The 18438-nt window shown below is 56.2% G+C and carries 18 protein-coding genes; 14 read left to right on the top strand and 4 right to left on the bottom strand.

Annotated features, from left to right (window positions below):
- Positions 1-140: 140 nt before the first annotated feature.
- The 3 genes from NL64_RS24445 to NL64_RS24435 all read left to right on the top strand — a co-directional run bounded on the left by NL64_RS24445 (position 141) and on the right by NL64_RS24435 (position 4565).
- Complete coding sequence (locus tag NL64_RS24445; protein ID WP_034150646.1) at positions 141-1823, top strand: hypothetical protein; 1683 nt, start codon at positions 141-143, stop codon at positions 1821-1823.
- The gene (locus NL64_RS24440; RefSeq protein WP_034150645.1) at positions 1820-3328 is read left to right on the top strand and encodes a hypothetical protein; all 1509 of its coding nucleotides are present in this window, start codon (positions 1820-1822) and stop codon (positions 3326-3328) included. Before NL64_RS24445 ends, NL64_RS24440 begins: the two co-directional genes overlap by 4 nt.
- Positions 3329-3398: 70 nt before the next feature.
- A complete protein-coding gene (locus NL64_RS24435) occupies positions 3399-4565 on the top strand; it encodes a hypothetical protein (RefSeq protein ID WP_155292784.1) in 1167 nt (388 codons plus the stop codon).
- An 83-nt stretch (positions 4566-4648) separates the two neighbouring features.
- On the opposite strand, the gene NL64_RS24430 is transcribed toward NL64_RS24435, so the two are convergent.
- The gene (locus NL64_RS24430; protein WP_034150643.1) at positions 4649-6010 is read right to left on the bottom strand and encodes an MATE family efflux transporter; all 1362 of its coding nucleotides are present in this window, start codon (positions 6008-6010) and stop codon (positions 4649-4651) included.
- A 461-nt stretch (positions 6011-6471) separates the two neighbouring features.
- Here NL64_RS24430 and NL64_RS24425 point away from each other — a divergent pair, with 461 nt between their 5' ends.
- The 6 genes from NL64_RS24425 (at position 6472) to NL64_RS24400 (ending at position 11465) form a co-directional block, all read left to right on the top strand.
- A complete protein-coding gene (locus tag NL64_RS24425; RefSeq protein ID WP_034150642.1) occupies positions 6472-6732 on the top strand; it encodes a hypothetical protein in 261 nt (86 codons plus the stop codon).
- A gap of 521 nt (positions 6733-7253) precedes the next feature.
- The gene (locus tag NL64_RS24420) at positions 7254-7526 is read left to right on the top strand and encodes a hypothetical protein (RefSeq protein WP_034150641.1); all 273 of its coding nucleotides are present in this window, start codon (positions 7254-7256) and stop codon (positions 7524-7526) included.
- 170 nt (positions 7527-7696) lie between these two features.
- On the top strand, positions 7697-7960 hold the full coding sequence (locus tag NL64_RS24415; protein WP_034150640.1) for a hypothetical protein: 264 nt from the start codon (positions 7697-7699) through the stop codon (positions 7958-7960).
- A 183-nt stretch (positions 7961-8143) separates the two neighbouring features.
- Positions 8144-8593 (top strand): hypothetical protein, encoded by a 450-nt coding sequence (locus tag NL64_RS24410; protein ID WP_034150639.1) that lies wholly within the window; start codon positions 8144-8146, stop codon positions 8591-8593.
- A 285-nt stretch (positions 8594-8878) separates the two neighbouring features.
- Entirely contained in the window at positions 8879-10537 is a 1659-nt protein-coding gene (locus tag NL64_RS24405; RefSeq protein WP_034150638.1) for an arylsulfatase, read from the top strand.
- A 385-nt stretch (positions 10538-10922) separates the two neighbouring features.
- Positions 10923-11465, top strand: a complete 543-nt coding sequence (locus NL64_RS24400) for a YniB family protein (RefSeq protein WP_034150637.1) — start codon at positions 10923-10925, stop codon at positions 11463-11465.
- A gap of 127 nt (positions 11466-11592) precedes the next feature.
- Here the strand turns inward: NL64_RS24400 and NL64_RS24395 are convergent, their stop codons facing one another.
- Entirely contained in the window at positions 11593-12051 is a 459-nt protein-coding gene (locus NL64_RS24395) for a metallophosphoesterase family protein (RefSeq protein WP_034150636.1), read from the bottom strand.
- A 331-nt stretch (positions 12052-12382) separates the two neighbouring features.
- Between NL64_RS24395 and gltS the strand changes: the two genes are divergently transcribed.
- Both gltS and NL64_RS24385 read left to right on the top strand, forming a co-directional pair.
- A complete protein-coding gene (gene gltS, locus NL64_RS24390) occupies positions 12383-13597 on the top strand; it encodes a sodium/glutamate symporter (RefSeq protein ID WP_034150635.1) in 1215 nt (404 codons plus the stop codon).
- A gap of 259 nt (positions 13598-13856) precedes the next feature.
- Positions 13857-15050 (top strand): Fic family protein, encoded by a 1194-nt coding sequence (locus NL64_RS24385; protein ID WP_080758116.1) that lies wholly within the window; start codon positions 13857-13859, stop codon positions 15048-15050.
- Between the two features lie 40 nt (positions 15051-15090).
- Here NL64_RS24385 and NL64_RS24380 read toward each other — a convergent pair whose 3' ends face one another.
- Complete coding sequence (locus NL64_RS24380; protein WP_034150634.1) at positions 15091-15774, bottom strand: winged helix-turn-helix transcriptional regulator; 684 nt, start codon at positions 15772-15774, stop codon at positions 15091-15093.
- A gap of 105 nt (positions 15775-15879) precedes the next feature.
- Here NL64_RS24380 and NL64_RS24375 point away from each other — a divergent pair, with 105 nt between their 5' ends.
- Together NL64_RS24375 and NL64_RS24370 are read left to right on the top strand one after the other, a co-directional pair.
- Positions 15880-16821 carry a carbon-nitrogen hydrolase family protein gene (locus NL64_RS24375; protein ID WP_034150633.1) on the top strand — a complete coding sequence of 314 codons (942 nt, stop codon included), beginning with the start codon at positions 15880-15882 and terminating at the stop codon, positions 16819-16821.
- 36 nt (positions 16822-16857) lie between these two features.
- A complete protein-coding gene (locus NL64_RS24370) occupies positions 16858-17292 on the top strand; it encodes a GFA family protein (protein ID WP_034150632.1) in 435 nt (144 codons plus the stop codon).
- 143 nt (positions 17293-17435) lie between these two features.
- Here the strand turns inward: NL64_RS24370 and NL64_RS24365 are convergent, their stop codons facing one another.
- Complete coding sequence (locus NL64_RS24365) at positions 17436-17930, bottom strand: cupin domain-containing protein (protein WP_034150631.1); 495 nt, start codon at positions 17928-17930, stop codon at positions 17436-17438.
- Positions 17931-18194: 264 nt separating this feature from the next.
- On the opposite strand from NL64_RS24365, the gene NL64_RS24360 reads away from it, so the two are divergent.
- Positions 18195-18438, top strand: a 244-nt coding sequence (locus NL64_RS24360) for a hypothetical protein (protein WP_034150630.1), incomplete at its 3' end; no start/stop codon positions are given.

The following is an 18438-nucleotide window of genomic DNA, read 5'->3' as shown; positions in this document are numbered from 1 at the left end:
GCCTGTTGCTACCACGCTAGCTTGTCGAAGATTGAGCGATAAATAACCCTCAGTGCAGGGCTGTACCTAAACCGCGCATATTGTTAGATTTGACTAATAGCACAACGCCACCCAACCTTATTCTTCAACAAGGATGTTCCATGACCAACATTAACGTTTTTCTGCGCGAGAACCTCGGCACTGTCTCAAACAAGATGTCAATCGCACCGCAGATCGACGAAAAAAAACTGAACAATGCGGTCAAGTCATTCGCATTCAGCGGCAACCCTTCCAACGTAATCGCCTTACTGGACAACACCCTGCTCGGAAGCGGCAAGGATGGCATTCTGTTCACGGGTGAGCAGATCATTTACCGCGCCTCCTTTGCTGATCCAGTCAGTGTTCCCTATGCGTCCATCGCATCGGCTGAATACGTTGAAACAGTGACCGGCAGCAAAAGTGACAAGATCGAAGTATCGCTACTGATTCGCCGCCAGAACGGCACCCACCTTTCCGTTACCGGCCTGGTCAACTGCAACTACCGCAAACTGGCTGAAACGCTGCAAGCCTGTGTCCAGGACTTCAGCGAATACAAGGAAGAACGCCAACTCGTTTCCATTGATGAGCTGAGCGAGCCGCTGAAAGTGGCTTATGTTCAGGCAGTCATCAACATGGCTTACGACAACGACGACGTGATCGACGACAAGGAATTCGCCGAGATCCTGCAATTGATGACCCGCCTCGACCTGAGTGCCGAAACCCGTTTTACCCTGCGGGCGTACATGGCCTCCAGCGCCGTACAAATTCCTCTGGAAACCTTGCTGGCACAAATCGACAGTGAAAGCCCCGCCGGGCAAATCAAGGCGCTGCACATTTCCCTGGCCAAAGATCTGATTAACCTCTTCTTCAGCACCGGTAACCGTGATATCGGCGCATTCGCGTTTCTGCAAAAGAACCGTGGTCTGTTGAAAGTCACCGACGAAGAAATCGAACTCGCCGTGCTGGCGATCAAGAACGACCACGACATGCTCCGCGATGATATGACCGATGACCAGCTCGTCTCGGCCCTCAAAATTCTCTCTGCCAAGGCGGCAGCGGTGGGCACGCCGTTGGCGGCGGTGTATCTGTCGGGTTCGGTCGTGGGTATGTCGGCTGCCGGGCTGACCTCCGGCCTCGCCAGCCTCGGCATGGGTGGCTTGCTCGGGATGTCGGGGATGATGACCGGCATCGGCGTCGCGGTATTGATTGGCGTTGGTACCTATGCCGGCGTGCGCAAGCTGACGGGTGCCAATGAGCTGACCCGCTCCAAGCGTCGCGAACTGATGCTCAACGAAGTGATCAAGCAAACCCAAATGACTATTTCCTTGGTGATGAAGGACATCAACTTCATCACCGGCAAACTCAATGAATACATCCTTGCCCATGGCGCCCAGGACGCAAAAATCAAGCAGCTGCTGGGCCTGATGACACAGATGACCGGCGCTGGCTCGGTACTGACCAACAAATCCAACTCCGCCCAGGCCAGCGCGACCAAATTGCGATGCGCTCAGTATCTGGATGAGACCAAGCTCAAGTCCCTGACCCGCGAACCAACCAAAGCCGAACTTTATGACTTCATCCTCGGTTTCTATGAGGAAAGCTCGGTTGTCATTACCAGCAAGGAAAATGAAGAACAAACGCTGACCAAACTCACGATCAAGCGGGATAAAAACAGCAAGGAACTGGAAAGCCTGGCCCGAGCCTTCGAGGCCATTGGTTACTTCAATGTGAGTGACGTCCTCATGGGGACGGCGGCGGATGTGGCCGGCAAGGCGCGCGAGAAGCTGAGCGGCCTGTTCTCATGACACAGAAGCGCTTTCTCGAAGATCAGGCGCAAGCCATGTTGGTCCAGCAGCACCAACTCGAAAAAACCAATGCTCATATGGATAACATGCTCAGCGCTCTCAACAGCATGAGTCAGGACCAACGCAGCAACGATGCGCTGCTCGACAGCCTGCTGGCCCAGGCGCAGAGCATGGTCGATGAGCAGGACATCGTGTTTGTCGTCGAAGACCAAGACGTGATGATCTTCGAGGACTACGTGCTGGAGCAGCCTTCGGGCTACCAGCCAACGCTGCAACCTCTGGCGCTGCTCGACGCTATCGACATGGAGGCAGACGCTGACTGGCCGGCCTACCTGGCGCAGTTGGAAAACTACGCCGAGCGGCACGACCTCCGCTTCGCCCAGGACCCGTTCCGCGACTTGATGACCGACAGCCAGCGCATTGCACTGGAAAAACGCATCAAGGACGAGTTTTCACTCAAGGCAGCGGCCTGCGACAAATACGACTACATGATTGCCGGCACCTGCGGCCTGATCGGTGGGCTGGTGGATGTGCTGTTCGTCGGCGTACCCGGGAAAGGGGCATTGGGCAAGTGGGCCGACACCCAGACCGATAACGCGGTGCAGGGATTTGCCAAGCTGAACGGCTGGAAAGGTCCGAACAACGCCGGCAAAGAAACCGCCAGCGCTATCGGTTTCCTGGAGCGCAAATTCAAGATCAACTATGACCACAACACCACCCACGCCACGGGCGGTGCAGTGAAGAACATGTCAGCCAGCAACCATCATGTCAAAAGCCTCGGACACTCGCCGGATCTGGTAGGTCTGTTCTTTTCCATCCTCGACCAGTTCAGCAACACCGCGCACTTCGTCGACAAGGGCAAGTTGATCAGCGTCAACACCGAGACCTTCGAACTCAGTGGCAGCAACGTCGTCGCCAAGGTATTCGCCGGTTTCATGAACTGGCTGGGCCACCTGTTTTCCGACATGGCCGGCTCATCAGGCGGTCGCGGCAAAGTCGACGCCGGGCGCGGTTCCGGCATTCCGATGCCCTTTTATTCCCTGCTGCAATTTATCAACGTCGGTTCTTTCGGCCAGCATCGCCAGACGTTCTCGACCATTGCCGTGAAAGTATTCGAATCGGGCTACGACATGCGCCATGGCCTGGCCATGGCGATCCCGGTCCTCATCACCGAACTACTGACCCGCATGATGTGGGTCATCAAGCGGCGCTTCTATCACGAGCAGGACTGGCGCGACTGCATCCCCTCCGCCAGCAATCCGGAATTGCGCCGCATGCTGCTGATCGGCCACGGCACCCTGTGCCTGGTCGATACCACCGATGCCGCGCTGCGCTCGGGCGGCAACATCGTCGCCTTCATGCTGCGCAGCAATTTGGTGGCCTGGGCCCGGTTCGGAACACTGGCGATCAAGGAAGTCAAAGCGTGCTACATGGCGGGATCGCTGGATGTAGAAGCGGTGGATGCCTATCTGGATGCGGAGTATGTGCGGTTGACGGGTACTTGAAGTGATTTGCGCTATGTTGCCCTGGGGCAATGAATTCAGTGGTCACCTCTATTAAAAGGACTTTGGATCGATGCCGTTTTTGAATTGTTTTCTGGATACCCATGAGTACGCTCTTGCTGATGTAACAGCTGCGACACGAACGCCAATTCAGCCAACCGTCAATCAGCCGAGAGGGCTAAGGGTCAGCGCAGTTCGGCTGGCGACTGCTATCACTAAAACACAACATAGCCAGCCACTCAGGCGTGGGCCATTGATATGGGTCACGCTGGAGCATATGTCAGCGTTGCAACGTCATATGACTGCATCGGCACCTTATACCCAGGGCAATTTAAGGCTCAAGGCCGGTTACTTTGATCGAACCGGGCTGCGGGATTTTTCCAAGACGACGAAGGAAGGTGAATACGCTCAGGGCCTGAATTTTCTGTTCGCCCAGGATGTACTAAAAGTACCGGCCCTGGTTGATTATGATCATTTCTGCGACGAGATGAAGGTTCCACGCCTCAAAGCCAATTCATCAAAGCCCGATTTCGTGGGCTGCGAAAACGGTCAGGGCTATTGGCTAATAGAATCCAAAGGCAATCTGGAAAGTTCGTCGGTGAAGACCGAACTAAAGAAGGGTATCTCGCAATGTGAACTCGGAGCGGATCATTTGATCGCTCATAGTTTGCCCGCCCCGCAAAAGTCGTACACCACGCTCGTATCCTTCCGCAACAACTACTCCGCACTACCGACCCGGATTTGTTACGTAGACCCGGAATACCCTGACAACGGACAACCGTTCGAAACGCTGCAGTTTCTACGTAGTTACTATGAGAAGGTCATTGTTGCACTGGGTTTTACTGGCGACGTTGCGAGCATTTGGGCAAATCCTGAAAGAACATTCCCCAGAGATCTGTTCGAAGCGTCAGGTATCGTTTATTACCGCATTGCCAGAAACGAAGACCTGTTTCCGAATAGGTTTGACGAGAAGCCATTAGTTTTTCGGTCCGGTGTTTCCAGAAACGTGATCATGGCGCTTGCCAGAGGAGAACTAGAAACCTTCTACGCCTTGATCCCCCGCTTCAGCGAACAACTGGACCAGTTGAACCGCACGCTCAAAGAAATGGATAAGGATGCGCTCTCAACCTGGCAAGGCGAGGAATTTTTCATCGATGGAACTGTGGTGCGTTGCGAAATGGAGCTAGACAAGTTCAAAGATCTGATGGACTGGTGGCAGCCCCCCAATCGTCTCCGCTAACGGCTACGTTGATGGCTAGGAAGACGATTCAGCCGTTCGCCGTGCTGAATTGTCTCTTCCCTCACAAGGCAAACCGGCCCGGCTCACACCAACCGCTCAATCTTCTGATGCTGCCACACCAGTTTGTAATACAGCGTCTGCAACGCCAGCATCCCCAGATACGCCACCGGAAACGCCATCCACACCCCTTGCAACCCAAACCGCGCATCCAGCAAATACGCCACCGGTAACTGCAGGCCCACCACGCACACAATCGATATCGCCACCGGCACCATCACCGTGCCGCTGGCGCGCATGATGCCGCCGATGATCGCCTGAAAGCCAAACACCAACAGGCTCCAAAGCATGATGTGCAACAAGTGCTCGGCCATGTTCAACGTCGACTCTTCGGTAAGGAACGACGCCAGCAACCAGCTTGACAACAAGTACCCAAGCACGATCAAGCCGCCCGTCAGGCACACATTGATCATCAGCCCGGTCTTCAAAATCGGCCAGATCCGCTCGATGCGCCCTGCCCCAATCGCCTGCGCGCCGAGGATCGACGCCGTGATCGCAATCGACAGCGCCGGGAACTGCACGTAATTCACAATCTGCGTCACCGCGCCATACGCCGCCGTCGCCTGGGACCCATGCTGGTTCACCAGCGCCAGAATCACCAGCTCCGACAGCGACAACACCACCATCTGCAACCCGGTGGGCAAACCGATGCGCAGCACCTTGCCGAGGATCGCCCCGTCGAGCTTCATCGCCGCGAAAAACTCGCGGTCCGGCGCCAACGGATGCCCCTTGCGAATCAACCGCCAAGCCAGCCAACCCATCGCCGCCAGGTTGCCCCCCAACCCGGCAAACGCCGCGCTCTGAATCCCCATCGGCGGCAACCCCAGCCACCCGCGAATCAACGCCGGCGTCAGCGCCAGGCCAATAGCGGTCGACACCACCAGCGCCAACAACGGCGACAACGTATCGCTCACCCCGCGCAACAACTGCGTGAACAACACAAACACCAACAGCGTCGGCATGAACCACAACATCACATGCGCATACGCCACCGCATCGTCCAGCACATCCACCGGCGTCCCCAACCCCACCAGCGACGACCGCGCAAACACACTCCCCACCACCGCCGCCACCAACCCGGTCAACAACCCCAGCAACAACGTCGACCCGGCAATCGCCTTCACCAAATGCGTCTCCCGCGCCCCCCACGCCTGCCCGATCAACACACCCGCCCCTGCGCCGAGGCCAATCACCAGGGCGATGAAAAAGAACACGATGGGGAACATACCGGACACGGCCGCCAACGCTTGGGTGCCGAGCATCTGGCCGATGTAGATGCTGTTGACGGTGCCGGACATGGATTGAAGGAAGTTAGACAGGACCATGGGCGCGAGGAAAAGCAGGTAAATTTTCCAGAGGGGGCGTTGGGTGGCAGTGGGGGTTTGCATGGGGTGGAGGTCCATCTCGACGGCGTTAGGGCTGATATGAGGATAGCTTCGGTGAGTTGAGGACAAGGGGCAATGAACATTTCAGCGCTGTGTTTAATTTCCCGGCGATGCGAAGTGAAAGGTCCGAGATTTCATCGGCACGGGTCCTACAAAAAGCTCGGAAACCCTCACCTACCGATCGGCTGCCATGCAGCTTATAGTCAGTGCCGTCGCCCAAATGGCGATTCGGGTTTGGCGACCTGACCACAGAGAATGCGAGAGCTATCCGCTTCATTGCAGGTATCATCGCACCCGCAAAGCCGCTGTTATGGCGGCTGTGCGCGGGAGACCTTCGGGGTCTGCCGGTTTTCTCTGTTGCCGGTTCGCCAACCTGCGCACAGCTGCCACCCGATCGTTTGGCGACGATTGAGTGACGGCTTTAAGCCAATCAAATAGAGATCTTCACAATGAATAATCGATACATGCCCCTCACCGGAATCGACCTGATTCCACCCTCCCTGCTCATTGATACCGAAGCCCCACTCGAAGTCCTGCAAGCCATGGCCGACCACCGCATCCGCACGCTCACTCAAGTTCTGGAAAACATCGCGTTCCGCGCCGAGCTGGGTTGCGACACGGTGGTGTTGACGGACTTCTCCCAACTGCTCGCCATTCCATTACGCGATGGCTGTGACTTGATGGATGTGATTGGGCGACGATTGCGGGCCAAAGCTGCGCAGTAAATGAAAACGGGCGCTCAAGGCGCCCGTCTGTTTAGCCTAGAGAGCATAAACGCCCCCCTTAATCCCTGAGCATCCGGCCTATCTAGATGCTGTTGACGGTGCCGGACATGGATTGAAGGAAATTGGAGAGGACCATGGGGAGCGAGGGCAATGAACATTTCAGCGCTGTGTTTAATTTCCCGGCGATGCGAAGTGAAAGGTCCGAGATTTCATCGGCACGGGTCCTACAAAAAGCTCGGAAACCCTCACCTACCGAGCGGCTGCCATGCAGCTTATAGTCAGTGCCGTCGCCCAAATGGCGATTCGGGTTTGGCGACCTGATCGATTGGAATGCAATGCGCTGTGCTTTAATGCAGCCGCTTTTGCATGCCCGCAAAGCTGTCTTTATGGCAGCTGTGCGCGGGAGACCTTCGGGTCTGCCGGATTCCGATCCCGGTTCGCCAACCTGCGTACAGCTGTCACCCAATCGTTTGGCGACGACTGGGGGACAGTCATCCTTTGCCTTGATCGGAGTTTCACCTATGGAAAGATACATGCCCCTCACCGGAATCGACCTGATCCCGGCCTCTCTGCTCATCGACACCCAAGCCCCACTCGAAGTCCTGCAAGCCATGGCCGACCACCGCATCCGCACGGTCACTCAAGTTCTGGAAAACATCGCGTTCCGCGCCGAGCTGGGTTGCGACACGGTGGTGTTGACGGACTTCTCCCAACTGCTCGCCATTCCATTACGCGATGGCTGCGACTTGATGGATGTGATTGGGCGGCGATTGCGGGCCAAAGCTACGGAGTAAATGAAAACGGGCGCTCAAAGCGCCCGATTCTTGTGTCCGTCGATCTAATAATCCTGTCCCATTTATCTGTTTCACATATCGTTTTTTAGCCGTGAGCCTACGATGTAGACATACGTTTTCACTGAACTCTTCGTTGAGCGCCCTGATCGATCAATAAATGGAGAACACTCATGAATCGCAAGTACTGCTTCAAGGCTCTGGCCATGCTGGTCCTCGCCGCTGGCGTGCAGTGGGTGACGCCACCCGTCTACGCGACCGAGCAGGGTGAACAACGGCGTGAAGCTCGCGATACCAGGCAGGAAGGCCGCTCCACTGCCCGGCAAACCAAGCAGGACTGCCGACAGGGCAGTGACAAAAGCAATGTCGAGTGTCGTCAGGACAAGCGCAGTACCAAACAAGACACCCGTCGCCAGGCCAGGGACATCAAGTACTGATCGTCAAGCAGCCTGAAGATTAGGCGGTGGGCAGCGCCCTGAACACGCTGCCCCTGTCCTGCCGCCATTCAAACCGTTTTGACAACGGGCACTAAAAGCGCCCGTTCTTGAATCCGGCGCCACATTATTGAGCTATACCCATTAGTCCCCCCACCGCACTTCTTCCATTATTGGAGGTTGGCAATGAAACTCTGTCGCCCCGTATCGGCACTATTGATCACCGCAAGTCTGTTCGGCTGCTCCAGCTCATCGCACCAATCAATGAATCTTCCTTTGGCGGCGACCCATAAAAACCCTGGTCACACCGCCACGACCACATTGACTGGCGAGGGCAATCAAACCAATTTTGACTTCTACGTTACCGGCGTTCCAAACGGGACCATCCTGCCGCCGCGCCTCTACACTTTTATCAACAAGGGCAGTTGCCAGCAGCCCGGGCCCGTCGCGTACGCAATGAACACTAAGGTCAACACGGAACCCAATGCAGGTACCGGTGGCTGGACATTTTACCGAAGCGCGCCGATAGCCCTGTCAGAGCTTCTTTCCGGCAAGTACGCCGTGGTTGTGCGTACTTCACCCGAGGATGGCAGCGCCGATATTTTCTGCGGCGATGTTGCGCACGCCACCCGATGAAACACTCATCGTAAGAGCGTGGTGATATAGGCGGCGATTGTATTTATCCAGTTGTAATCCTGGCGTTACATACACCAGCAAAGTACTGCAATCGCCCCGACTATTTTCCAAAACGGCACTAGACTCCTTCCTGCGCCTTAATCCGTGCACGGTCATGTATCAGGGGGGAAATGATTCTGTACGCAGTACCTAGGCTGATTACTCGGTGGTCAATGCACCAGGGGCAATATTGATGTGCACTCATCACCCGGTTGCCAATACCCTGAAACAGCGAGGAATTCTGGTATGGAACAGCTATCGGATCGTTTCAAACTATCAATAGCGTTTGTTGCGTTTTTGTCTTTCACCGGACTTGCCCAAGCGGCCCAGACAGAAAAGACCAATATTCTGTTTATCGTCTCCGACGATACCGGCTATGGCGACTTGGGCCCTTATGGTGGTGGAGTCGGTCGAGGCATGCCGACGCCCAGCATTGATCAACTGGCGGCAGAAGGGGTCACTTTTTACTCTTTTTATGCCCAACCCAGTTGCACACCGGGTCGGGCGGCCATGCAGACCGGACGTATCCCCAATCGCAGTGGCATGACGACCGTGGCCTTCCAGGGTCAGGGCGGCGGCTTGCCAGCCGCCGAGTGGACACTGGCATCGGTGCTGAAAACCGGCGGCTATGACACCTACTTCACCGGCAAATGGCACTTGGGCGAAGCCGACTATGCGTTGCCCAATGCACAAGGTTATGACGTGATGAAATACGTCGGCCTCTACCACCTCAATGCCTACACCTACGCGGACCCGACCTGGTTCCCGGACATGGATCCGGAGACCCGCGAGATGTTCCAAAGGGTCACCAAGGGCGCATTGTCCGGCAAGGCGGGTGAAAAACCGATCGAAGAATTCAAGGTCAACGGCCAGTACGTGGACACGCCTGTCGTAGACGGAAAACCCGGCGTGGTCGGCATTCCATTCTTTGATAACTACGTCGAAAAAGCCGCGCTGGAGTTTCTCGACACGGCGGCCAAATCGGACAAGCCGTTTTTCATCAACGTCAACTTCATGAAAGTGCACCAACCCAACATGCCGTCACCGGAGTTCATTCACAAATCCATGTCCAAGTCCAAGTACGCCGACTCCATCGTCGAACTCGATACCCACATCGGCCGCATCATGGCCAAGCTCAAAGCGCTCGGCCTGGATAAGAACACCTTGGTGGTTTACACCACTGACAACGGGGCCTGGCAGGATGTTTATCCGGACGCAGGCTACACCCCGTTCCGCGGAACCAAGGGTACGGTGCGTGAAGGCGGCAACCGGGTGCCAGCCATTGCCGTCTGGCCCGACAAAATCAAGCCGGACACAAAAAACCACGAGATGCTCGGTGGCCTGGATTTGATGGCAACCTTCGCCGCCGTTGCTGGCGTGAAGTTGCCGGAAAAAGATCGTGAAGGTCAGCCCATCATCTTCGACAGTTACGACATGACACCTGTGCTCACCGGCAGTGGCCCTTCTCCGCGCAAAGAGTGGTTCTACTTTACCGAGAACGAACTGTCGCCCGGTGCGGCCCGTGTCGGCAACTATAAGGCCGTGTTCAACCTGCGCGGCGATGACGGCGCGCAAACCGGTGGCTTGGCGGTGGACACTAACCTGGGATGGAAAGGCGCAGAAAAATATGTGGCCACCGTGCCGCAGGTCTTTGACTTGTGGCAGGACCCGCAAGAGCGTTATGACCTGTTCATGAACAACTTCACCGAACGCACCTGGACGATGGTGCCGATCACAGGTGCGATCATCACGTTGATGAAAACCTACGTCGATTACCCACCACGCAAACTGCAAAGCATGGGCTATGACGGGCCGATCGAGCTGTCGCAATACCAGAAATTCCAGTACGTGCGTGACACCCTGAAAAAAGAAGGCATCAACCTGCCGATGCCAGCGGGTAACTGACCAGACAGGCGAACATGGCGGCTTCATCAGGGGTCGCCAATTCGCATTTCTACGTTTGCGAGCTGTGACCATCCCGTAAGCACAGCCAAGGGGACCGCTTTTTGCTCAGCTCCCTTTCCGTCGAGGTTGTGTTTAGATGCCCAGCGCGGGGCATGAAAGGTCTGAGATTTCGTCGCTAAAGTTCCTACATGAAGCTCGGAATGGCTCACCTACCGCTCCGACTCAAGGCAGCTTATAGTCGGTTATCACGGGCTGCTATGGGTAAATCCAGCGAAGGCCTTCCCTCGAAGGAGATGATTGGACAGACTCGTTCGCTGGACAGCAAAAACAAGTGTTTTTACCTACCCATTAGATTAATCGTTAGTTGTTTAAATGGAGTATTAGAGTGAATTTCAAGGACGCAAAAAACAAATCGATAAGGAAGCGAGTACTAGGCGCCACAATAATTATCCCGGCAATTATCTCTTGCGGAATATCTTTCCTGAAAATGATTTATTTCCGCCTCGATGACGGAACACAGCTAGGCAGTGCGATTGCGCGCCCCTTCAAGGAACTCATAGGCGCGATATATCAAAATACACCCTACCTCAATTTTTTTTGGAAGAACTCCCCGACCCCGGATCACTTGAATCTTCCAGATTTGCAAAACTTATACTTCCTCGCTACTTACCTCCTGATTTTCATTGGTTTTGCACTTTATGCATCCGGTGCAAAGCTTTCTTCTCGCCTCGCCAAAATAAGTGAAAAAATCGAGAACCAGCTCATAGAAGAGTCCATCAAAGGCGCCGGAGCCCGCAGCCGAGAAGATATTGAGCGCTCAACTGAAATACCATCAAACAGTATTTTTTCACAAATTCACCAATTGTATTTGGCACCTGTAGTCACAGGGCTAATAGGCGCCTTGTTGATAAAAATACTTGGCGTGTGAATTACTCACCACTGGCTTAATTGCTCACCCCTGTCCACAGGGGCGTTCGCAAGCAGGGCTCGCGGGCGCCCTTAGCCACAGGATTACTCTTATCCCGTTATGAAACGGCCAATTCTTGAGAAACAACTCATTCGAACAATGAAACCAATCGCGACTCAATCGACCCCTTCTGCACCTCAAGCAACGCCAACGTCACCGGCAGCTTGAACCGCCGCGGACCTGCACTACCGGGATTGAGAAATAACCGCTCCCCGCGCCACTCGATGAGTGGCTTATGGGAATGCCCGGTAATCACCAGCCTGATACTTTCATCAAGCACCGCCGGAACGTCGGCAATGTCATGCACCAACAACGTCTGCCAACCATCGAGCGCGAAACTCAGATGATTGGCGATGTGCTCCGCCCACGGTGCCTTCAGGTCGTTGTTCCCGCGCACAACATACAGCGGCGCAATCGCCGCCAGTTGTTCAAGAATGTCCGGTTTACCGATATCGCCGGCGTGAACAATCCGTTCACACCCCTGCAACGCCGCAACAGCTTCGGGGCGGAGCAAGCCATGGGTATCGGAAATCACGCCAACTTTCATTTAAGGCTCCAGGCCAGTCTCAACAATGCACACAGGGCGCCCATTCGCGGGAGAAGCCTCGCAGCTCCCCTACCCCGCGTTTGCGCGTTCCGGGATCAACTGCTTGACTGAACCCGGCACATACGCAACGACACGGATGTTCGCCAGCCCTACCTTAGCCCACACCAATGAATGGATTCACATGAAAACAATAGCCAATCCAAGGTTTGCAGCGTGTATTGCCTTGGCCGCGTCCAGCTTCGTCCACGATCCGCACTTTTATTGACCCAAGTCCGAAAGACGTGCGATCTCGTCTGGATAATATTTTTTTCAGGTTTTCAATAGGCTATAGATGACTCCCCAACTCTTTGCTGTTCAAGGCCTGGTGAGTTTCACCCTCGCCATCCTGCTACTGTTTCTGGGCAAGACGCTGGTTCAGCACAGCACCTTGCTCCGTCAATACTGCATTCCCGAATCGGTGGTCGGCGGCTTTGTCTGTGCGGCGGTCACCAGCCTGTTGTACTTCGGCCTGAATATCCAGGTCGAGTTCGACCTGCAAGTTCGCGACACCATGCTGCTGTACTTCTTTGCCGGCATCGGTTTGAAATCGGACATGCGCCAGTTGATCAAGGGTGGGTGGCCGCTGATGATTCTGCTGGTGCTCGCCACTGTGTTTATCTTCCTGCAAAACGCGTTGGGCATGGGCATGGCCGAGGTGTTCGGGCTTGATCCGAAGGCCGGCCTGATGGTGGGTTCCATCTCTCTCACGGGTGGGATAGGCACTAGTCTGGCCTGGGCACCGCTGTTCGTGGAAAAGCTGGGTATCCAGAACGCACATGAACTGGGGATTGCGAGCAACACCGTCGGCCTGATCGCCGCGTGTGTGATCGGCGGCCCAATCGCCAACCGGTTGATTCGTCGCCATCAACTCACAACGTCCCGGGATGGGGCGCTGGAAGTCGGCATTCTGGAGCAACAGCAGAGCAAGCCACTGGACTACTACGACGTGCTCTGGGCGTGGATGTGGCTCAATCTGACCTTGATGCTCGGCTATGGCCTTAACCTGCTGCTGGTCGACGCAGGGATCACCCTGCCCAAGTTCGTCAGTTGTCTGTTCGCCGGTATTGTCATTCACCATGTCGTCCGGGGACTGCTCGGCGAGCAGCGCCTGAAATCCTGGAGCGGCGCCAGCCAGGGCCTGTCGCTGATTTCCGATGTTTGTCTGGGTATGTTCCTGACCATGGCGCTGATGGGGTTGCAGTTGTGGCAACTCAGCGGCGCGTTGCTGTTCATTGCTTGCGCGTTGACCCTGCAGATTTTGTTGACTGTGCTTTATACGTATTTTGTGGTGTTCCGCTTCATGGGCCGTAATTACGAAGCCAGTGTGATCGCTTCAGGCTTCGGCGGGATTGCGCTGGGTTCCACTGCGACAGCGATCGTCAATATGACCACCGTGACACAGAAGTATGGGGCGGCTCACCAGGCGTTTCTTATCGTGCCGCTGGTATGTGGGTTTTTCATTGATCTGGTGAATGCGGTGATTATCGGGATGTTTAGTGGGCTGTAGCGGTTTGAGGCTAAACAAAAACGGGCGCCTTGCGAGGCGCCCGTTTTGTTTGCGATTGTGGTCTGGGTGCGAGCGCTGTGGTCCGGTCGACTGGATATTCAGATAGCCGAAGTCTTACAAAAATATTATGAAATAAAATGTGAAGGTTATTTTGCCGATAGCACCTAACAACTGCCGTTAAACCCAATAAATTAGCGCTTGTTAAGCGATCAGGTATGTGAAATAAAATGTGAAGCCTTTTCACACGGTGCAAACCGCAATGCCCCTGATCACAGCAAAATCCTGGCTCGATCCGATACTCCCCGATGCGTTGCCCCCATCGATCATCGCCCTTGCCGACGCGTTGCCTAGAAAGACGCAATTTCTAGCAGGACGCCTTCCGCCAGAAACCGCCGCACGTCTCGGCCGCCTTCTGCAGATCACCAATACGTACTACTCCAACCTGATCGAAGGGCAATACACCGAGCCTGCCGATATGCAGAAAGCGCAGGCAGCCCCGGTCAAGGATCGCAAGCGGCTTAAAAACCTGGCGGTTGAACAAATGGCGGTGCAAGCGTTGTTCGAACGGGCGTTGAGCCAGCGTGGACCCTTTGCGTGGAGCGCCATGTTTGCGCCCGAGCTCGTGAGCACTGCACATAACCGGCTTTTTCGCGGAGCCAGTGACGCGGAACGTACGTTGTCCGATGGCTCAATAATGCAGCCCGGCGTACTCCGCTCGATCACAGGACAGAACGTTGTCGTCGGCAATCATGACGCACCAGACGCTTCAGCGGTTGACGTTATGCTGCGACACCTCCAGGCAGGCTTCGGCCGGCAGACAGACCCTCGCCGCCAGCTTATTTCTTCGCTCGCGTACCATCATCGTCTCGCATGGATTCACCCCTTTGTTGACGGAAATGGCCGCGTTGCTCGGCTGATCACTCATTTGCAGCTGGTGCAGCTGGGGCTGGAGCCAACACTTTGGTCGCTGTCCCGCGGACTTGCACGGCGGCACCAGAGTTATTACAGCGCCCTAACCATGGCCGACCGACCACGAGAAGGTGATTTGGACGGACGAGGCCAGTTATCTCAGCGACGCTACTTCGAATTCATCGAGTTCATGCTGCAGGTTTGTCACGATCAGGTGGATTACATGACCGCCGCGCTAGCCCCCTCACAACTGCGAGAGCGCGTGATCCGTGCGTTTCGCTTCAACGAGAAACTTCTACAGCAAGGCATTCGCCCAGAAAGTGCACCAGCGATCATCGCACTGATCACCCAAGGTAGCCTTCCGCGCAACGAGATAAAGATTTTCACCGGACTGACACCACGCCCGGCAATCGATGAGCTGTCGCGGCTGATCAAAGTCGGCCTGGTGGAAAGCCGAACGCCGAAGTCCCGCATCGTTACACCCGGCCTGCCCGCCTGGTTTGCCCAGGATATTTTTCCGGATTTGCATAGGCGGTTTCAGTAGAACTCATAGAACACTTACGTTTCACGACGACAATCCAATACTAACGCGCAGCACTCCGAGTACCGGCAAACGCACTCGTGCCAAGCCAGCGCCACAAGTTCTCCGCATCCTTCATCGCACCATCCACACGCAGCTCTCGCGACTCAAGCACCTCCTTCGGTGTGCGGTCGCCCGCCCACACCTCAGTCAACGCCCGCACGCTGGAATCGACCACCAGTGTCAGTTCACGCCCGGGGTCGTCGCGGCACAGGTCTGCCACGCCCGCTTCAACGACTAGCCACCACTCTTTCTCGCCCGGTCGCGCGTCGCGGAATTTGAACTGGATGACCACCGGCCGGGACGGGAACGTTTCGATGTGTACGAACCGGCGCACGTCCCACATGAGCAGGCCCGCGTCGAGTTGGTCGTCGCGCAGGCGACTGCCGATCCAGCGCGCGCCCCAATGCCCCAGCGCCATGATGATGGGGCGCAATTCCTCGCCCGCCTCGGTCAGGCTGTATTCCCAGACTTTGCCTGTGGCCGTGCGATGCACCACACCGATTTCTTCCAGATGGCGCAGCCGCTGTGCCAGCAGGTTGGTGGACATTCGAGGCACGCCACGGTGCAGTTCATTGAAGCGTTTGCTGCCGCACAGCAGTTCGCGCACAACCAAGGGCGTCCAGCGCTCGCACAGCGCTTCAGCGCCGCGCGCGACGGTGCAGAACTGGCCGTAGCTTTCGTCCATCCCCTGCCCTCCCGGCGCTACAACGCTTCAGATTCTGAACTAGCCCCGCGACTTCGCCACGCGCACGCTCAAGTCTCCAACAGCCAACCGCCCCAGGAGAACGCCATGAGCAAGATTGCCATTATTCAGCGCCCGCCCGTGCTGCTCGATCGCAGCGCGACAATCGCCCGGGCCGTGCAATCGGTCGCTGAGGCTGCGGCGGCGGGAGCCTCGCTGATTGTTTTACCCGAAACGTACATTCCAGGTTACCCGTCATGGATCTGGCGACTGGCGGCGGGAAAGGACGGCGCTGTAATAGGCCAATTGCACACGCGGCTGCTGGCCAACGCCGTTGATATCGCCAACGGCGACCTGAGCGAATTGTGCGAGGCCGCCAGCGCTCATGGGGTAACGATCGTCTGCGGCATCAATGAATGCGACCGGCGCAATGGCGGCGGCACGCTCTACAACAGCGTAGTCGTTATCGGCGCCAACGGCGAAGTGCTCAACCGCCACCGCAAGCTGATGCCCACCAATCCCGAGCGCATGGTGCATGGCTTCGGTGATGCGTCCGGGTTGCGTGCGGTCGATACACCGGTGGGTCGCGTGGGTGCGCTCATTTGCTGGGAAAACTACATGCCGCTGGCGCGCTATGCGTTGTATGCCCAAGGGGTGGAAATCTACGTCGCCCCCACGTACGACACTGGCGAGGGCTGGATCAGCACGATGCGTCACATTGCTCTCGAAGGGCGCTGCTGGGTGCTTGGCAGTGGCAGCGTGCTGCTCGGTAGCGACATCCCCGATGACTTCCCGTCTCGTGCGCAACTGTTTGCCGATCCGGATGAGTGGATCAATGACGGCGACTCGGTGGTGGTCAATCCGCAAGGCCGGATCGTGGCCGGCCCATTGCATCGCGAGGCGGGCATTCTGTATGCGGACATCGACGTCTCACTCGTGGCGCCAGCGCGACGGGCGCTCGACGTCACCGGGCATTACGCGCGGCCGGACATTTTCGAACTGCAAGTGCGGCGCACGCCGGCGACTTCGGTGCACTACCTGGACGAGTGAAGGCTGCCGCCTGATTACTGATTAAGGAGTCATGCCATGAACACTGAACGGTCTTACAAAGGCAGTTGTTTTTGCGGTGCAGTCGAGTTCACCGTCAGCGGTGAGCCGGCCGCGATGGGCTATTGCCATTGCGAGTCATGTCGGCATTGGTCGGCAGGGCCGGTCAATGCCTTCACGCTGTGGAAACCCGAGGCGGTGCAAGTGACACGGGGTGCCGACAACATCGGCACCTACAACAAGACACCGCGCAGTGACCGCAAGTGGTGCAAGACGTGCGGCGGGCACCTCTTCACCGTGCATCCGGGGATGGGGCTTATTGATGTGTATGCGGCAGTCATCCCGGATCTTGAGTATTTGCCAGGGGTTCATGTCCACTATCAGGAGTCGGTGCTGCGCGTCAAAGATGGGTTGCCCAAGCTCAAGGATGTCCCGAAAGAATTGGGGGGATCGGGCATTAGCGTGGAGGAATGATGCTGGTCGCGAATCTTCGGAGGAAGTAGGGGCCGGCTTGCTGGCGATCGCGGTTCATCAGCGACATCTTGTCGACTGTACGTGCGCGATCGCCAGCAAGCCGGCTCCTACAGGATTAGCGGAACAAGACCGACAGATCTGTCTCACTTCGACGCGTTACGCGGATCATCATGGCGATCAACATATTCAAGTCCGAGCGGCCCTGTCCCGTAAACTTGTGAGATGTACTCTCCTGACTTGGCCCAGTGAAAGTGCGGCGTATTAGCCGGCAGTATCACGATGCTACCCGGACCATAAGCCACCAGTTTGTCGGGGTCGAAAACCGTACCGAAGCCAATGTAGAAAACACCGGACATGACGGTATAGATGCGATCTTCGGGATGGGTATGGGGCATTAATTTGATGCCATTGGGCACTTTGACTCGGACCACGTAGGGTGCTGGCTTGCTCGGGTCGCCGGCGATGACGGCCAGTTTTACTTCTTTGGGGAAGGCGGGAAAGCTGCGCCATTCCACGTCTTCATTATGCAAGGCACCGGTCTTATCCAGTGGCAATGGCTCAGCGTGAACGGCCTGCATAGCTGCGCTTGTGACCAGAAGTGCTGCGAGACCAGCGGATTTCAAAATGCTTTGAATCATAAGAGGCACCCTAACTACGCCGCGAACAAAATCGTCAGGCGAACTCTATGGCTGATTGGCATTCCTGATAACGGCATGGTCGCGCATTACAGTTGATACGCAATGTAATCAATGCCAGTCCCCCACCATCAGGCTCAGCAGAGGCCGTACGCTGGCCCAATCAATGCCGTCGATGTTCAACATCAACTCAATGAAGTTCTCTTAAAAATCCGGCGGCGTAACATCAGCTCCATACCCACCAACAACACCCCGGAGCACACGATCATGAAACGCCAAACTATCCTCAGCATCGCTTTCTCGGTTTTTGCAGTTAACGCTTTTGCCGCTACCGCTACTCAGCCAGTTGTCGCTGAAGGTGGCTCGGATCGTCTGATTGAAAGCCGTGTGGCTGAAGGTGGTTCGGATCGTTTGATCCAGAATCGTGTGGCCGAAGGTGGTTCTGACCGCCTGATCGAAAATCGTGTTGCTGCCGATGGTTCTGATCGTTTGCAAGGCAACACCGTTGCTG

This window comes from Pseudomonas fluorescens (genome assembly GCF_000802965.1).
In the GTDB taxonomy this organism is placed as follows: Bacteria; Pseudomonadota; Gammaproteobacteria; order Pseudomonadales; family Pseudomonadaceae; genus Aquipseudomonas; species Aquipseudomonas fluorescens_A.
The sequence above is the reverse complement of the archived record's forward strand: the minus strand, read 5'-3'. Positions and strand labels throughout refer to the sequence as shown.

Excerpts from the sequence above, each read along its gene's own strand:
- NL64_RS24445 (WP_034150646.1), top strand. The coding sequence starts at position 141 with ATGACCAACATTAACGTTTTTCTGCGCGAGAACCTCGGCACTGTCTCA.
- NL64_RS24440 (WP_034150645.1), top strand. The coding sequence starts at position 1,820 with ATGACACAGAAGCGCTTTCTCGAAGATCAGGCGCAAGCCATGTTGGTC.
- NL64_RS24435 (WP_155292784.1), top strand. The coding sequence starts at position 3,399 with ATGCCGTTTTTGAATTGTTTTCTGGATACCCATGAGTACGCTCTTGCT.
- NL64_RS24430 (WP_034150643.1), bottom strand. The coding sequence starts at position 6,010 with ATGCAAACCCCCACTGCCACCCAACGCCCCCTCTGGAAAATTTACCTG.
- NL64_RS24425 (WP_034150642.1), top strand. The coding sequence starts at position 6,472 with ATGCCCCTCACCGGAATCGACCTGATTCCACCCTCCCTGCTCATTGAT.
- NL64_RS24420 (WP_034150641.1), top strand. The coding sequence starts at position 7,254 with ATGGAAAGATACATGCCCCTCACCGGAATCGACCTGATCCCGGCCTCT.
- NL64_RS24415 (WP_034150640.1), top strand. The coding sequence starts at position 7,697 with ATGAATCGCAAGTACTGCTTCAAGGCTCTGGCCATGCTGGTCCTCGCC.
- NL64_RS24410 (WP_034150639.1), top strand. The coding sequence starts at position 8,144 with ATGAAACTCTGTCGCCCCGTATCGGCACTATTGATCACCGCAAGTCTG.
- NL64_RS24405 (WP_034150638.1), top strand. The coding sequence starts at position 8,879 with ATGGAACAGCTATCGGATCGTTTCAAACTATCAATAGCGTTTGTTGCG.
- NL64_RS24395 (WP_034150636.1), bottom strand. The coding sequence starts at position 12,051 with ATGAAAGTTGGCGTGATTTCCGATACCCATGGCTTGCTCCGCCCCGAA.
- gltS (WP_034150635.1), top strand. The coding sequence starts at position 12,383 with ATGACTCCCCAACTCTTTGCTGTTCAAGGCCTGGTGAGTTTCACCCTC.
- NL64_RS24385 (WP_080758116.1), top strand. The coding sequence starts at position 13,857 with ATGCCCCTGATCACAGCAAAATCCTGGCTCGATCCGATACTCCCCGAT.
- NL64_RS24380 (WP_034150634.1), bottom strand. The coding sequence starts at position 15,774 with ATGGACGAAAGCTACGGCCAGTTCTGCACCGTCGCGCGCGGCGCTGAA.
- NL64_RS24375 (WP_034150633.1), top strand. The coding sequence starts at position 15,880 with ATGAGCAAGATTGCCATTATTCAGCGCCCGCCCGTGCTGCTCGATCGC.
- NL64_RS24370 (WP_034150632.1), top strand. The coding sequence starts at position 16,858 with ATGAACACTGAACGGTCTTACAAAGGCAGTTGTTTTTGCGGTGCAGTC.
- NL64_RS24365 (WP_034150631.1), bottom strand. The coding sequence starts at position 17,930 with ATGATTCAAAGCATTTTGAAATCCGCTGGTCTCGCAGCACTTCTGGTC.